1 protein-coding gene (cut by both window edges) is annotated in these 17,637 nt (G+C 76.1%); it reads right to left on the reverse strand.

This entire window lies inside a single protein-coding gene on the reverse strand: locus ACY1JF_RS25215, encoding a hypothetical protein. The 43,551-nt coding sequence extends 14,700 nt beyond the window's left edge and 11,214 nt beyond its right edge, so the window shows coding positions 11,215-28,851, spanning codon 3,739 (complete) through codon 9,617 (complete); the first complete codon in reading order (the gene reads right to left) occupies window positions 17,635-17,637. Both the start codon and the stop codon lie outside the window.

A 17,637-nucleotide genomic window follows, 5' to 3' on the forward strand; every position in this document is an offset into this window, starting at 1 on the left:
CAGCCGGTGAGTGGTGCCGGCGAAGCCCCGGACCAGCGTCTGGACGTGCACGCCGTCGAAGAGCTGCGGCATCAGCGGCAGCAGCCCGGCGCTGGTGAACTGGTCCAGGACACCGCGTACCGTCGCCGCGGACGGCCCGTCGAGGAGGTCGGGGCGGCGGGCGGCGAGGATGCCGACGATCCGGTCGTGCACGGCGTCGGCCCGCAGCAGTTCGGGGTGGACGCCGGTGACCGGGAGCCTGCCGTCGACGAGGTAGCCCCGGGTGACCCGCGACGCGTCGTCCGGCGCGGGCACCGCCGCGTCCGGCCGGCCGGGCAGGACGTCGCGCACCCGCTCCCGGGGCACCTGGAGCAGCATGCCGTCGGTGAGACCGACGTACCGCGTGATCTCCTCCCGGCGCCGGCCGCCGGCCGACCGGCCCAGGACGACCTCGAACACCGGGTCGGTGACGTACACCACCTTGGGACCGGCGTAGGTGGCGCGGGAGATGGCGATCGAGCCCTCGACGTGCTCGTGCTCGGTGAGGAAGGTCCGCCGGACCGAGCCGGACGCCGCCAGGGTCACCCGTCCGCCCGGCGCGTCACCGCCGTGGTGGCTCCCGTGGTCGCCGTGACCGTCGCTGATCTCGACCTCGCCGCCGGTGTCGGAACCGAACCTGACCTGCGGTCCGAGGGCGGCCTGCGCCTCGACGGACCAGCCGGTCTCCCGCTGCCGGACATGACGGCGTACCGACTGCTCGTAGTGCTCGATCTCCGTGTCCGTACCGGCCAGTTCCTCCCGGGGCCGGTAGGCGCGCAGCCGGAGCCGGAGCGAGGTGGTGGACCGGCCGTCGGGCGAGGTGAAGAAGGAGGTCCAGCCCTGGCTGTCGGTGAGCCGGCCGAAGAACGCGGCGAGCGTCGTCGGCTGGAACAGGCGGGCGATGTCGTCGGGCGGCGCGGCACCGCCGTGCAGCCGGGCGTACAGCCCGGCCACCGTCGCGCGCAGCGCGGGCAGGTCCAGGAACGCCGGGTACATCCCGGAGACACCCGCGGAGAGGTCGAGCCGGTCGGGGTCGGACGGCCAGCGCCGGGTGGCGCCCCGCAGGGTGCCGGCCGCGGCCGCCCGCTCGCCGCCGACCGGAGCGGCCGGGGCGTGCGCCCGGGGTACGACGACCTGCGCCACCAGGTCGCCGGGGCGGTCCAGCCACCACCGCTCCTCGGGGCCGTCGCCGACGCGCGCGGACAGCTCGTAGACGACGTCGAGCGTGTGCAGGTCGACCCCTTCGTCCTCCGAGCGCCGGTAGCTCTTGCCGCCCGTGCCGAACTGTTCCGCCGTTCCGCCGGTGATCCGGCCCAGCGCGCGCACGCCGCCGAGCTGGAAGCGGGCGATGTCGCCGAGGCCGATCCGGACGCCGCCGCCCGCGCCGAGCTGCACGGCCCACCGTCGGTCGGTCCCGCTGGTCACCGTCTCGGAGACCGCCGCGCGGTCGTTGAAGACCATCTCGGTGGGCGTCACCCCCAGCGAGTCCAGCAGGTGCGCGCGGACCGTGAGGGTCACCGGGCGCGAGCCGACCGTCAGCGTCTGGGCGTGCCCGGACAGGAGCTGGGACAGGTCCAGCGCGGGCACCCCGAAGTGCGCGTCGAGCTGGCGGTCCACCGAGGCCCAGTTGCCGACCCGGCCGAGCCGGCCTGCCCGCGCCCACTCCCTGAGCAGGCCCCGGAACCCGTCCTCGACCAGTTCCGCGCCCGGCAGCAGCGCCGTCGCGAAGCCGAGGGCGCGGCGGGTCGCCAGGGCGAGCGGTTCACGCGCGTCCCGCCGCAGCCGGTACGCCGGGTCGAGCCGGGCGGGCGGCGCGGCCCGGCGCACCTGCGGGACGTCGGCCTGCCGCAGCAGCGCCCGGACGTACGGCTGGGTCTCGACGGGCTGCCGGGCACTCGGCAGGCCCGACGCGCCTTCAGGCTCACCGGTGCGGACGCTGCCGAGCACCCGGCGTTCGAAGTCCGCGGCTTCCCGCAGGGGTACGGACATCTCGGTCTCGACGAGGACCGGGGCGGCGGGCCGGTTCAGTCCGGGGTGTGTCGAGGAGACCCAGTCCACGAGAACGTGGACACCGACCCGGTACCGGGCGTGCGGCACCGTTTCGTTCAGGACGACGTGCCGCAGGGACTGGGAGGCACGGCGGTTGTGGTCGTCCCGGGAGGCGGTGGCCGTCACGGCGGCCATCGGGGCGAGGCCCTTGGCCACAGGGGAGCCGGAGTGCGCGAGCGCCGGGGCGGTCAGGCCGGTGAACGTGGCGCCGAAGGTGAGGGCGGCGGCACTCTCGGTGCCCGTCCCGGAGATGCTGGTCAGGCCCGTGCCCGTGTCCTCGCGGATCTTCAGCTCGGAGGTGCCCAGGTACTGCAGGCCGGCCAGGGACTGGACGATGCGGAAGTGACCCCGGAAGCCGTCGGTGCCCGGCAGTCCCCAGCCGAGCGCGATCTCGTGGGAGGTCATGCCGCTCGTCATCAGGTGCCGGCTGAAGGTCAGCCCGCCGCGCTCCCCGAGCCGCCTGCCCACCTGGGCCATGATCTCCGCCGTCCGGCGGGCGGAGACCCCCGCGCGGCGCAGCCGGGCCTGGGTCGCGGCGACGACCGGGGTGGTGTCGACCGCGTGCACGACCAGGGCGCCGTGCACCGGCCGCTGGAACTCCCCGGACGCCGGGGCCTGGGCGTCGTCCACGGCGTCCAAGGCGTCCAGGACCGGCTGCGGCTCGTCGGGGCGGGTGTGGGCGTCGGGGACGCCGAGGACGAGACCGCGGTCGACGGTGGCGTCGGCGGTGTGCTCCTCGCCGTCCAGGAACAGCCGGACGCGCAGGGGCCGCAGCCGGAACCGCGTGGTGTCCTGCACGAACAGGGTGCGGCCCGAGATGACCGTGCGGCGCACCCCGCCGGTCCGGCTCGTCGCCGCCTCGATGGCCGCCGTCGGCGCCCCGACGACCACGGCGGAGGCCGCCGCGGAGGCCACGTTGATGGCGGTGAACAGCACCAGGTCGGCCGTGCCGGTTATCTTGCGGGACCGTTCCACCGCGGCGGCGGTGGTCCCGAAGTGGACGCCGTAGGCACGTACGTCCCGCGCTCCCGCCTCCGCCCGCTCCGGGGCCGGATCCGCGCCGCTCGGCACCGGCCTGATCCACAGCAGCCGGCCGTCCACGACCCGGATGGCGCCGACGTCCAGCAGCTCACGCCAGCCCTCGGCGTCGTCGACGGCGAGAACGCCGGCGATCTCCGCCGCGACCTGCCGGGCGAGCGCGTCGGGGACGGCGGCGGCCAGGGCCCGCACCGTCCGGCCGTTCTCTTCCCGCGACCACGGCCCGACCTCCCGCACGACGCTCTTGCCGAGCATGCCGCGCCCGATGTACCAGGGGGCGCGGGGTGCGGCGGCGGGCCGGCGCTCGGACGCCGCTGCCGTCCCCGGTGTTCCGGTCGTCTCCGCTCTTCCGGCCGTTTCCGGCGGTACGGCCGTCTCCGGCGTTTCCGTCGTATCCGGCGTTCCGGCTGCATCCGACGTCCCGGTCGTCTCCGGTGGTCCGGACACGTCGGGCGTTCCGGCCGTCTCCGGTGTTCCGCTCGTCTCCGGGGCGGTGGGCAGTGCCTCGGTGACGCCCTGGCCGTCCTGGACGCCGGTGGCGGCGGCCGGGTCCCCGGGCGTCCCGGCGACGGCCGGCTGCGCGGCGGCGCCGGACGCGGCCTCGGGTGCCGGGCCGGCCGTGCCCCGGCGGGCCTCCAGCGCGCGGGTCAGCTGTGCGACGGTCTCGGTGCGGTTGTCGCGCTGGGCGTCCGCGAGGGCACGCTCCAGGCCGTCGGCCAGGGCGGTGTCGGTGAGCGCCATGCCGACGACGGGACCGCCGCGGTCCCGTCGGTCGGCGGCGAGCACGTCCGCGACGGCCCTGGCCAGGTGGTCGGTGGCGTACCACCTGGCGTCGTCCGGGATCCGCCGGTACGCGGCCGCGACGGCAGCGACGTCCACCGGGAGGAGGCCGTCCCGCTGCAGCGCCTCGTTCACCACGTGGGCCAGTGCCCTCTGGTCGCGGGCCGGTGCGGGGAAGGACGCGTCCCGGCGGAAACGGGGCCGTGGCCCGCCCAGCGCCCGGTACAGCTCCAACTGGTCGGCGTCGAGCCGCTTGCCGAAGACCAGGGCGGAGAAGATCTCGGCGACGAATTCGACCGGCTCCTTGGTGGCGTACGCACTGAGTTTCCCGGCGGTCCGCTCGTGATCGCCGGCCCAGGACGTCTCCTGGAGATCGTGCATCGTCCGCCGGGACTGCGCGTAGTGCAGCAGATGGCCGATCTCGTGGACGAGGATGGCCAGTCCGCGGTCGGCGAACAGGTGGTCGTAGAACTGGACGCGTCCCTCCGGGAGCGGAACGCCCGCACGGCGTGACAGGAGGTCGGAACCGGCGAAGATCCGGTCGGGGGCGTCGAACTCGCCGCGGGGCACGTCGTCGTGCTGGTCGCCGACCCTGACCCGTCCGTTGCTCCGCATCCGCAGATTCCGCGAGTACTTGGGCAGGTACGCGTGGAAGTCGGGAATCTCGAAGCCCGCCGCCTGCACGACCGCCACCGCCTGCCGGAGCTGCTCGATGCGGCTGTCCCGCGTCCCCGGGTCCTCGGTGGGGTCGTAGTGGACGTCGACGCGCGTCGAACCGACGGTCAGGTACGTGTCCACGAGGGCCGCGTTGACGTCGACCCTCTCGTCCGGGTCGGCGCGGAGCGGGAAGGACGCGAGTTCGGGGTGCTGGAGCCGCCCGTACCGCTGCCGCTCGTCCTCCAGGAGATCCCTCAGCGCCCCGTCGGTCAGGCCGCTCGAAACCCGCACCTGCCCCGTGTCGAACACGGCCTGGGCGAGTGACCGGAACGATTCGTCGTAGCGCTCGTCGATCAGCCGGAGGGCTTCGTCGCCGAGGCTCCCGTCCGCGTTGCGGGGCAGCAGGAACGCCCGCGTCCGCAGATCCTCCGTCTCCAGATCCGGCGGCACGCGCCGTTGCACGTAGGGCGACAGCGCCGGGTCCACGCGGGCATACGCCTCGGCCTGCTCCGCAGGGGTCGGCGCGCCGCCCCGGAGCCGGAGCGCCGGGCCCCGGGAAGCGCCGACGGCGGAGGCGTCGGCCACCGCCCCGCCGTCGGCCGGGGAGAGCCGGACGGGCAGGCTCACCTGCGGGACGTCACCGGCCTCGTCGTCACCGGCGACGAGACGGAGGCCGTCCCCGGCGACGACCAGGCGGTGGTGCACGGGCCCGGCCGCCGGCCCGTCCTCGACCAGCGCCCGCACCGCCTCGGCGTTGTCCGCCTCGCCGATCCAGCCGGAGTCGCCGCGCAGCAGGTACACGGCACCGTCCCGCCGGTCCACCTGCACGAAGTCGTGGCCGAACGGGACCCAGGGACCGGCGGCCAGGACCCGGTCGCCGGGCAGGACGACGACCCCGCCGACGGTACTCACCCGGTAGGCGAAGGTCTGTCCGGCGTCCCCGGCGCCGGGGACGGTGACCGGCCCCGAGACGGTCACCCACTCCTCGCCGCGCTTGCCCTCGGCGGTCGTCGGGACCGGGACGTCGGAGCCGGGCGCGAGGCGCGGCGCGGCGCCGCTGGTGCGGGGACCCGCCACCGTGACGCGGTCCCCGGCGGGACGGCCCTCGGCGACCGGATCGGCGCCGGCGTCGCGGGCGCCGCCCAGCAGCGCGGCGCCCAGCTCGGAGGAGGTGGCCGTGGTCTGCGCCGTGATCAGCGCCGTCGTCCGCCGGACCGCCTCGGCCAGCCGCGTGTTCCCCGGCGTGCGCGGGTCGACGGCGGCGGAGTTGTAGTAGCGCAGGACGGTGTCGTACGCGTATCCGGCGTCGACCAGCGGGCGGATGCCCGCGTCCAGGGACGCCAGGACGGTCAGGACCGCGCCGCTCTCCCAGGGGGCCGGCGGGCGCCGCAGGTGGCGGGTGAGCCGCAGGTGGGCGTGGATCTCCTCCGGGCCGGGCGCACGCCCGAGACCCGCCTGCGCGACCGACGCGGCGTCGAGCACCTCCAGCGTCTGCCGGACGGCGTCCGTGATGCGGGTGACGGCCTCGGCCACCTGGGCCGGCGTGTCGGGACGGGCGAGCACCTCGCCGGACCGGGTCAGGAGGCCGGTCAGCTCCTGGGCGAGCGACGGGTCCAGAGGGCCGCCGAGGGCGTACCGGGCGGCCTGTGCGGCCATCCGGGCCAGCGCGGAACGGGGCAGCAGCGCCACGGGCGCGTACCGGCCGGGAACGGCCAGCTTGACGGTGACGGCCTCGCCGGCCGTCCGGAGCGCCGCGACGAGGGGATGCGCCAGCACCGCGACGGCCCCGGCAGGGGTCCAGGACCGCTGCCCGGTCCGGTCCGCCTCCCCGTACGCGGTCGCCGAGAAGTGCCGCAGCAGAGCGAAGGACCGGTCGATCTCCTCCCGCGCGTGGCGGCGTCCGTTGTTGCCGAACGCGCGCAGTTCCAGCAGGACGAGGGGATGACGCAGCCGCCCTTCCCGGTCCAGCGGATAGTTCCGCAGGTCGACCACGTCGTACTGGGTCACGGGGTCCGCGGCCGCCGTGAACATGGTCGCGAGGTAGCGGCGCAGGGTGGCCCGGGAGCGCTGGTTGACCCGCGAGTCGAGCAGCGTCCGCGTAGGCACCTCCGGCACCGGACGGCCGTCCTGCCGCATCAGCGTGAAGAACGTCCTGGTGCTCCGGACGAACAGGTCCACCCACTGACCGTGACGGTTCTCCAGATAGGCCCGCACCGGGCGGGGAAGCGTCTCCCGGATGTCCTTGAACGGTGTCCGTGACGCGGCGGCGAGTTTGTTCTTGACCAGGGACGGCTCGGTCTCGAGAAACAGGGACGCCACGGCGAGGCCGTGCTGGCCGGCCAGCCAGGCGTAGCCGTACAGCTCCTCCAGGCCGGGGACGCTGGTCAGCAGGAAGCGGACCTCCTGCGGCGTGATCACCCGCCCGACGTACTCCGACGCGAAGCCCGCGGCGATCTCCTCGGCGAACCGTGCCGACACGTCCAGGGAGGGAGTGAGCGAAGCCCTGCCGATGTGCTCCAGGGTGAGCTCCAGCACCGACTTGAGCGCGGTGACCGGCACACCGATCGTGAACTGGGCGTAGTCCCGGCCGTCCGCTCCGAGAACGGGCCGTCCCACGGCGATCCGACGGCCCTGCTCCGTGACGGTCCACCCGGGCGGCAGCAGGGCCGGCAGCGGTGCGCGGTGCGGGGCCCTGTCCAGCGCGTGCCGCACGTCCCGCAGCACCCGCAGACCTTCCTCGGGTGACAGGCGGTCCTCGTCGGCGAGGACGCCGAGCGGCGGCGTGACGACCTCCACGATGGGCAGCACCACCGGTGTCTCCACCGGGACCGGGCCGTCCGTGCTGTACAGACGGCCGTCGGTCCCCTCCCCGACGACGGACGTCTCGTGGACCAGCATGACGCCCGAGGCGTCGTGCGTCGCCAGCCGCTCACCCGGAACGATCGAGCCCCTGCCCGCGACGGTGACCACCCGTCCGCTCAGCTCCACTTCGAGACCGAGCGCGCCGTAGCCGCGGCCGGCCGACGGGTCCACCAGGGCGTGCGGAGCCGAGGAGGACGCGGCGAACACCGGCAGCCGCGGGGCGACGCGGGCCGAGGAGTCGACCACGACGGCACGGGCGTCGGCCGGGGCCACGGCGGGCGGCCGGTCCGACACGGCGGTGCCGTCCAGCAGCTCGATCCAGACCACGCCCCGGGGACCGCCCACGTGATGGGCGGCCCAGGCGTGTCCCGTGCCCGAGGGCCGCCGGGCCAGGACGAAGGCGGTGTCGCCGGGGCGCAGGGCACCGGCGAGCGTGGCGTAGTCCGGGATCGCCCGCCAGCCGTCCCCGAGCGCCAGCGCGCCCTCCTCCGGGCGGACGTCCAGCACGGAGTCGTCGACGGTCCCGGCCGGGCGCACGCCCTGGGGGAACATCGCGTTCCGGAAGGCGGTCAGCAGGACCAGGCACTCCTGGACGGACGCCTCGCCGGCTCGGCGGTCCGTGACCGCGTGCCGCGCTCGCCGCGCCAGGTCCAGCAGCTCGCGCTCGCCGCGCGCCCCTCCGGCGGGGCGGCCGTCCGCACGGGAGACGGTGTCGACGCCCCGCAGCACGTCCAGGACGTGCCGCGTCACCGCTTCCCCGGGCGTGACCGCCTCCTCACCGGACCCGCCCGCCTCGTGGACGGCGTCCGTCGAGGCCGGCGGCAGCACGCCGCCCTCCGCCGGCCGGCCCGCCGCGTCGAACACGACGGCCACCGTGTCGGCGGCGAAGCCGTCGAAGCCGGCGTCCGGCAGGACGCGCGGGCCGGACTCGTCACCGTCCAGGACGGCCCACCGCACCCCGTCGTCCCGGGTGAGGTAGGCGGCCAGGGCCACCTCACCGCTGGTCGGCCCGTCACCTCGCGCCAGCAGGGCCAGGGAGCCGGGGCCGAGCCGGGTCAGGGCCGCCGTGACGGCGTCGCGGTCACCGCCCGTCGCCTGCCAGGCGCCGGCGTCCGGCAGCACCGCCGCTCCCTCGGCGTGCGCCGGGGCGGTGGACCGGACGGTGCCGAGCAGCAGCGCCGGCAGACCCGGCGCCGCCTCGGCGCGCGCGGCCCGCGCCGCGTCGGTGACGGCGGCGGTGAACTCCACCGCGTTCAGCGCCCCGGCCGGCGGCCGGTCCAGGGTGCGCAGGTGCGCGTTGCCCACCACGAACCGCTCACCCGCCGGACCCCGGACGGTGAACTTGACCACGGCCGCCACCTGGTAGCCGGTGGCGCCCGTGCCGTCGGCCCCGGTCCGGGTCGTCCCGGTACGCCGGTACCGGCGGTCCTGCGCCGTGGCGCCGGCGGTCCGCCCGCGCTGCGGCCGGGTCCCGGCCGACACACCGAGTGCGAAACCGTCCCCGCCGCGCACGCCGGCCGTCGGCACGGTCGTGTTGGTCGCGCCGGACGAGGCACCGAGCCCGATGACGTCCACGGCGTCGGCGGAGAAGTCCGAGGCGGCCACCGTGACGGGGTCGTACACCTGGACCCGCAGCTGTACACCGTCGGCCGCGGAGCCGCCGAGGAAGGTGCCGCCGACGAAGGGCGCGAGGTTCTCCGGACCCAGCGCGCGCGAGGTCCCCGCGCGCAGGAGTTCCCGTATCCGGATGAGCGCGCCCTCGGCGGAGACGGGCGCGGGGTCCGCCGCGTGCTGCCCGAGCGCGGGCGCCACCTCCCGCAGGGCCCGCGCGAGCTCGGGCAGGGCGTCGACGTGGTGCACCTCGAAGGTGCCCGACGGCAGCCACTCGGCGCGCGGCACCGGGCCCACGGGCAGGGCCGCGCCGCCCTCGGGCGCCGTCGCGGTCCGGGCGGGGTCGTGGCGGAGCACCGCGGGCGTGACGGCGGGAGGGGGCCAGCCGGCGGCCGGCTCGTCCTGTCGTACGCCGCCGAAGCGGATGTCCGCCACGACGGCCACCTCGGCGGACGCCGTCGGCGCGGCCGCGGTGAGCAGGCCGGCGCCGCCCGCGCGCAGCAGCGCCGCGGCGGCGTCGTGGATGCCGGACGGCAGCAGCAGCCGGGGCAGCAGGCCGAGCGGGCCGGCCAGGGAACGGGACTCCGCCCGTATCCGGACCACGTACGGCACGCCGTCCGCCTCCAGCACGCTGTCGCCGGCCGGGTGCAGCCACACCCGCCGGTCCGTGCTGTGCGTACGGCTCTGGGTGACGCCGTGCTGGTTGCCGTCGCCGGCGGACAGGCCGGCCACGTCCCTGAAGGAGAGGCCGGCGGTGACGGCGCCGCTGCGGCCGGTGGTGACGCCCCGCGCGGTGGCGGCCGCCGGGCCGAGCAGGGAGCCCTCGCCGGTGGCACGCAGCAACTGGGTCTCCACGCTGCTGCCCGCCGGTGCGCTGCGGGCGCGGACGCGGTCGAACCCGGGGGCCGGTTCGGCGCCGACCGTCAGGGTGATCAGGCGGGGGCCGAGCCAGCCGGTGTGCGGGAAGGACACCGAGACGTGCCGCATGGCCACGGCCTGGGCGAGGCCGCGCTCGGCGGTCAGCTCCTGCACGGCCTTGGCGGCCTGCGGGACGTAGGCGGTGCCGCCCGGCACCAGGGCGCCCGGCGCGAGGGCGTGCACCGTCCGTGTGACCACGTCGGAGAGCCGGACGCCGGGGTCGGCGGGGGCGATACGGGTGACGGCGGCCAGCCCCAGGGCACCGGTCGCGGCGTAGGACGCGGGCAGCGGCCGGTCGGCCTCGGCGCGGGTCGCGGCGTCCGCCGCGTCACCGTCCGCCGGTCCGGCGAGCCGGGACAGCTCGGCGTCCTCGCGCAGGGCGGAGGGCCGTACGAAGTAGTCGACGGCCTGGTCGGCCCGGACCGCCACGGACCGTGTCCCCCGGCCGGGCAGCAGACCGGCCGGCAGCGCGGACCGGCCGGGCAGGACCTCGGCCACCACGACGACCCCGGCGCGGAAGTGGTGCACCGGGACCGGGACCTCGCCCTCGGTGGTGATCCGGAAGCTCGCGGTCCGGTCCGAGCGGGTGACGCTGGTGGCGGAGCTGAAGCCCTCGTCGTAGCGGCCGGACGGGTTCACCGCGGCCGTCGCGCCGAACGTGCCGGAGACGGTGTGCGCCACGCTGGCGGACCGGGTGGCGTCCGCGCCGCCGCCGGCCACGTGCCAGCGCTCGGTGACCACGCCGCCGGTGTCCCCGAGCCACTGCGGGTCGGTGAGGTGGGCCCGCAGCCGCACCTGCCGCTCGCCCACGTCGACCAGGACGCCCCCGGGGTCGCGGACCATGCCGGAGAAGAGGTCCATGAGGTGGGACCGCGACAGCGCGCCGCGCACCATCACCTGGAACAGGGAGCCGGCGCCGGCGGGGTCCTCCCCGACGGTGGCCGCCCGCATCCGCTCCCGCAGCCGGGCGGTGAGCGACGGCAGATGAGGTACGGCCCGCACCGCGTCGCCCGCTCCGGGAAGGGGCGGGACCGTCGCAGCGGCCGGGTCCGCGCCGGGGCCGTAGGCTCCCGGCATCCGGTCGGCCGGTTCGATGTCCTCGCCGGCGGCTGGCGCGTCCGGTGCCGGCGCGGCGTCGGGTGCCACGGCGCGGACGACCGCGTCCCGCACGGCCTCGGCCACGGTCAGCCGTTCGAGGAAGGCCCCCCGGGGGAACAGCAGCGGCGCCGTCCGGTCCGCGCGCGCGGCCAGGGCCTGCTCGTCCGCCGGCTCCACCTCGCGGATCACGGGGGCCGGAGTCGGGCCGTCCGGCTCGGCCGCCGCCAGCATGCGGTGGTCCGGGACGGCGAACCGCACCCGCACGGCGGCCGTCAGATCCGGGGTGGCCCCGTCGGAGAAGCGGGCGCGGAGCACACCGGGATGCTCGGTGACATGGACGCCGCCGTCTCCGGGACTGAAGTAGTACTGCTCCTCCCCGAACGCGATCGCGTGGGCCGAGGTCCGCGCGCTCTGCGCGCCGCGGGCGTAGCCGACGCCGCCGCTCAGAGCGGCCCGGTCCGTCACCGACCCCCCGACGGTCACCGACACGCCCGCACTGGAGGCCGACTCGGTACGGGTGTGCTGCCGGGCCAGTTCCGCGTTCGAGCCGATGAAGGTGAGCAGCCTGATGCCGGGGGCGTGCAGCACGTACCGGCTGTCGCCGGCCGGGTCGCCCTGGGCGGGGGGCTCGACCCCGAGCCGGACCACCAGCCGGGAGGTGCCGGCCGTGCCGGGCCGCTCCAGGACCAGGTCCCAGGGCTCGGCCACCAGGGCGCGCCGGCCCCAGGAGGTGCGCAGCTCGCCGAGTTTGCGCTGGTTGGTCAGGAGATGGAAGCGGGTGACGGCGTCACCCGCCGGCGTCCCGCCGCCCGGCAGCCAGCCGCCCTCGCGCAGGGCGCTCTCCAGGTCCCGGAAGAGGCCGTCGGCGCCGGCCATCGCCACCGGGGCGGCGAGCAGCCCGGGGGTCAGTTCGCGCACGTCACGGGGAGGGACGGACCGCTCCGGCGGAGTACCGTCCAGGCGCACCGACGCGGCGGCCGGTACCCGCAGTGTCACCGGGAAGGCGGCGCCGGGCCGGGCGAGCGGCCCCCGCGAGGGCTCCAGCGCCGGGCCCTCGGCGCGCACCAGGCGCAGCCGGGGGGTCAGCTCCGCGCGCTGGAGGACATGCGGTGCGGAGGTCCGCAGGCCGGAGGAGGCCAGCACGGTGCGGTGGGCGCTCAGGCCGTGGCTCTCGCGGTACTGGCCGCCGGCGTCGCCGGCGAGGCGCACCAGCCCGTCCAGCCAGCCCAGACTGCCCGCGGCGCCCAGGGAGAGCCCGTTCGTCACCGAGGAGCCGGTGCCCGCCGACGTGACGCGGATGCTGTCCCCGGCCTCCAGGGCCGTGGCGGTGCTCTGTCCCGCGTAGCCCTCCTCGTCGGACCAGGTCAGCCGGAAGTCGGTCTCCAGATAGCCGATCAGGTGGCCGTCGCGGCCGTACAGCAGCGGAGAAGCGGGCTTGACCAGGCCGCCGCGCAGACCGTCCTCGGAGAGGTGGTCGCGCAGGACGCGCAAGGAGTCGGGGGAGAGGCCGCGCAGGTCGGGGAAGCCTTCCAGCACCTGCTCGAACAGCAGGTCGGTGTGCGGGAACTCGGTGATGCCCACGTACGGCAGGGCGTCCTCGACGTACTGCCATGGCAGCGGCCTCAGCCGTTCCGCCGCCCCGTCCCCCGCGGTGTCCAGCAGGTGGGCGGGGAAGGACGCCGTCTGCGTCCACCGCGCCTCCGGCACCTCCCGCCAGCCGGCCTCCGGCAGTTCCGTTCCGGAGCCGGACGCGGTCAGGGCGTACTCCAGGCGCGCGGTGTAGTCGTACAGGCCGGTGGCCTCGTTCTGCGCGCCCTGGAGGTTGAGCGAGCGCATCGTGAGGTTCGCGGAGGCCGAGGCCGCCCACTGGTTCAGGGTCGCGGACAGGCTCGGGCCGAGGGTGGCCGACGTCAGGGAGTGGGCGCCGGAGACCGCGAACGGGTACGACCGCGTGAACGTGCCCGTACGGACGTCACCGGTGCCGCCGGAGACTCCCGTGGTGGTGGAGGACAGCGCCCAGCGCTGCGGCCCGCCGGGCCGGTCGGCCAGCCGGGAGGCGGCCGGACGGGGATCGGCGAGCCGCTGGCGGACCCGCAGCACGAGTCCGGTGTCCGCCAGGGGGATCTCCACGCCGGCGCCGAGCAGGTCGCGCTGACGGGCGTTCAGGGTGGCGGCGGTGGGCCGGGCGTCCCCGGCGTCCGCGCCGCCGAGCAGCCGGACGGCCCACGCCCGGCCCCGCTCCAGCGCGCCACGGGCCTCCAGTATCTCGGTGAGCCGAGGCAGCACCGCCTCCCACAGGTCCGCGACCGGCCGCTCGGGCACAGGGGAGAGGTGGACCAGCCCGAGCCGGCCGGCCAGGTCGTCATGGGTCAGCCGGGTCACGGCGGGCGGCAGGGGCGCCCGGACCACCGGGGTGCCCGGGGAGGAGGCGGCCCCTGCCGGTCCGTACGTGCGCAGCGCCCCCGCCAGCCGTACGACCGTGTCGCTCACCCCGTCCCGCCCGCGCAGATCGTCCAGAGCGCGGCGCAGTCCGTTGGCCATGGCGTCACCGGTGTCGGCCATGCCGACGAACGGGGTACGCGCGGCGGCCGGGACTGGTGCGGTCAGGCGGGCGAGACGGTTCAGGACGTCGTGGGTCAGATCCCGTACCGCCGTGTCACGGACGCTGGGACCGCTCTTGGTCGCCCGCCACTGCTCCACCCGGTCGAGGACGTCCCGCAACGCCGTGACCTCCCCGCGGGACACGGCCGACTCGACGGCCCGGTCCACGGCTTTGAGGGCTGTCGAACGCCTCTTGTCGGTGGCCGACAGGCGCATCCACTCCGTCATCGCGTCGACCTGGACGAGCGCGGCGGACCCGGGCGCCAGGAAGCCCAGCACCGTACGTGCCGCCGCGACCGTGGCGACCCAGGTCGCGACGTTCTGTTCGGCTTCGGCCCGCCGCCGGTGCGCCTTCAGCTGGAGGTCGGTGCCGATGCCCGTCAGCCGGTCCAGGAACCCTTCCAACGCCCGCACAGCGGTCTGGTGCCCCGCGCCGGGCGCGGAGCGCCGCACGGCGTCCGTCACCGCGGCCACCACGGCCGGGACGCTCTCCCGCGCGAGCAGCTGGGCACCCGCGAGAGGCGCGTGCTCGTGCACCAGGTTCAGCCGGGACAGCCCCGCGAGGACCTGTTCGAGCGCGGCCACCGCCGGCTGTCCGGCGAGGCGCCGCAGGGCGCGGCTGTGTGCGGCGTGAGCCTCGGGGGACGAGGCACTGAGGTCTTGCGCAGCGCGGTAGGCACGCGCGGCCATGCGTTCCAGGTCGTGGAGGATGCGCCTTCTCTCGTCCGGCGTGAAGGTGTCGGCGAGATTGCGCAGTTCTACGAGGACGAGGGCGTGCGTCAGCCGTGGGCTGCCCGCCCGGTCCTCGTTGCGGTCGAGCCTGCGGTACGTGGTCTCCATCGCCAGTTCCCGCTGGTCGACGAGGCGTGCCGGACGGTCGAGCAGGCCGCTGTCCAGGTACTCCCGCACACGTACGTTCTCGGCGCGGCCGAAGAAGACGTCCAACGGGTCGGTGGTCAGGTGCCGGCCGGCGACCTGGAGCGCATGGCTGCGGAACGACCGCCTGATGTCGTCGGCGCGGGAGTCCAGGAACCGTTGCGCGGGGACGGACAGCGCCTGCCGCAGCACGTGCGGCGCATGGCGGGAGGCCGCGGCGAGGTAGCGCTTGGGCCAGCTCGTCCGCTGGCCGGCCGCAGCCGCGGCGGCCCGCTGCACGGGTGCCAGTGCCTGGAGCGACAGCAGGGTCACGAAGTTCCGCACGGCGTGGACGTCCGGGTCCCGCAGCGACTCGACGGTGAACCAGGGTGCTACGGCTTCGGTCCGGCCCTCCTTGTGCGCGTGGTAGAGGGCGGCCACGCTCGTGCCCAGCGCGAGGCTCACCTCCATGTCGGGGACCATGGTGGGCTTCGCCACCGTCGAGCCGCGCATGGCGAAGTGGATGACCTCGTGCAGCGTCGACATCGGCACACCGACGGTGTACTGCGAGGAGACGCGCACACGGTCGCCGGGTGCGCTCAGGACGTAGGTGTCGGCGCCCCTGGCCCGCGAGACGAAGCCGTCACCGTTGCCGAAGAGGGAGGCGAGGGGGACCCCCGGGTGCCGCAGCCGCGACAGGACGTACTCGACCGTTCTCAGGTAGCCGTCGATGTCCTGCCGGTTGTCCTCACCGGGCACCACCCGGAGCGGCTTGCCGACGATCTCCAGGAACGGCGCGTCCAGATCACTGGTCTTCTCGGCCGTGAGCACCGCGTAGGCGTTCTCGAACAGTTCGTCACCGTGTTCCAGCGCACGGGTCGAACCCAGCACCACGGTAGAGATCTCGTCCTCCGCACCGATCGCTCCGCCCCGCATCCGCAGCGGCTCGCCGTGATGGGCGATCCGGCCGGCGATGTCGAAGGCGAGGGAGCGTTCGGGCGTGTACGCCGGGGGCTCCGGACGCTTTCGCAGCACCTCTTCGACGCGGTCCCCGCCCACCGGGCCATGGGGCCAGCCCAGTTGCCTCAGCTGCGCGTTGACCTCCACCAGCAGGGACGTCGGGACCCTTTCCCCGACGCCGGTCGACGCGTCGGCGGTCCCGGGCGCGGCCGGGACACGCTCGGCGCCGCCCGCGCCGCCGCGCAGGCCGGGGCCGACGGAGCGCAGGGCCGGATCGGCGGCGGCGAGTTCGTCCGCGCGGGCGCGGGCCCGGCGCGGGTCCTCCAGGAGTACGCCCGCGACGGTGAGGAGCGCTTCGTGCTGGGCGTCGCGCAGAGCCAGGTCGGTGGCGTCGGTGCCGATCACCATGCGGGGCCGCAGGAGTTCGGCGGCCTCCTGGAGGACGACCAGGGCCCGCGACCGGCCGACGCCGAGCCGCCGGGCGGCCTCGGTGGCCACCGGCGCCAGGGCCAGTTGCCGGGCATCCCAGCCCAGGTCCCGCAGAAGCTCCTCGGCCGTGTGCAACTCCTGCGCCACGCCCCGGCGTCGGCCGGCGTCCGGCAGGTTCCGCGCCACCGACAGCCGGGCCGCGGCGGTGTGGTAGGCGGCCAGCGCGTCCGCCAGTTGCCGTGCGGCGGGGTCGGCCGGTACGAAGGTGCCGCCGTCCCGGGCCGGGCCCCGCCGGTCCTCGGCTCTTCCCTTGCCCTTGTCCTTCTCCTTGGCCCGTGACTCGGCGGCGCGCGCGGCAGCGAGGTCCGCCGCCCGCCGCACCATGGCACGGGAGGTCACCAGGGCGGGGTGGTTGTACACCGTGGAGATGTCCAGCGGACCGGCCGTGTACCGGCCCCCGTTGTTGCTCCAGCGGTAGTCGTTGCCCTTGCGCGAGGTGCTGAGGGCGTACACCACCATGCGCACCTCGGCCTCCTCGTTCACAGTGAAGACGAGCGTCGCGCCGTGGCTGCCGTCGTCGAGGTGGACGTGGAGTGCCCTGTTGACCGAGATCTGCGACTCCTCCGGCCGGGAGCGTCCCTCGGCCACCGCCCGCAGCGTCCGCAGCGCGTCCGGCGTCAGATCCTGCTCCCGTACTCCCGCGAAGACGATCGCGCCGCTGTACGTCCACGTGTGCGGCGACCGGGGGTCGAAGGCGGCCAGCCGCTCCTCGATCTCATGGTCCCGCCGAGCCGCCAGCGCCTCCCGCTCCGCGCGGAACCGGTCCCACACTCCCCGCGCCACCTCCCGTACGCGCTGGTGGTAGTCGCCCTCCACGAGCACGCCCGTACGGGCGAGATGGGCCTCGAACGCGATCTCGAACCGCTCGGGCGGCCCGTCCTGGGCGGCGAGGAACTCCCCGAACGCGTACTCGCGCCAGGCCCGCGGGTCGCCGGACAGGTCCTCCACCACGGTGGGCGCCCCGAGCAGCAGCGGCAGCAGGTCCGGGTGGTCGCCCAGGGCACGCGCCAGTTCCGCGGCCGAGGGGTCCAGCAGCAGCTCGCCCGCCTCGGGCACCGAGGCCAGCGCGCGGGCCCAGACCGACTCCTGCGGGGCCGGCCGCCGCCGCGCCTTCCCGCCGCGCGAGCCGCCGGCGGCCGGGGTGGACGCCGCCGCGGCCGTGGCCGCCCGTCCCGGGCGCGTCGCCGTATCCGTCGCGGCGCCGGCCGAGGCCGGGCCGTCCGCCGCCGGACCGGGCGCGGCCGGCTCCTCCTCGGTGAGCGTCCGCAGCAGCAGCGACCGTTCGGCCAGGCCGCTCAGGTCGTGCGCGAACCCGGGCGTGCGCAGCGCCGAGGCCCGCCAGCCGGGGGAGGCGAGGAACACCGCCGCCGCGTCGGGGTCCGCGTCGAGAACGCGGGTGAGGACGGGGTCGCTGAACAGGCGCGCCAGCTCCTGCGCCCCGACGCCCTCCAGGAGTTCCGGCCGGTTCGCCACCAGGGCCGTCAGGGCGGGGCGGGCGGCCAGTCTGCCGACCAGCCGCGCCGACAGCGCGTCGGCGAAGGCCCGGGAGGCCCGCGCCGCCCCCCACAGCGGGTCCTCGGCCGCGACGGCGTGCTCCGCCAGGCCGTGGGTGCGCCGTACCGCCTCCACGAGCCACGGTGCCGCCCGCAGGTCCTCGGCGACGCCCGGCCGGGTCCGCACCGCCGAGGCCAGGGCGGGCAC

It is taken from the genome of Streptomyces sp. SYSU D01066-1 (assembly GCF_054956795.1).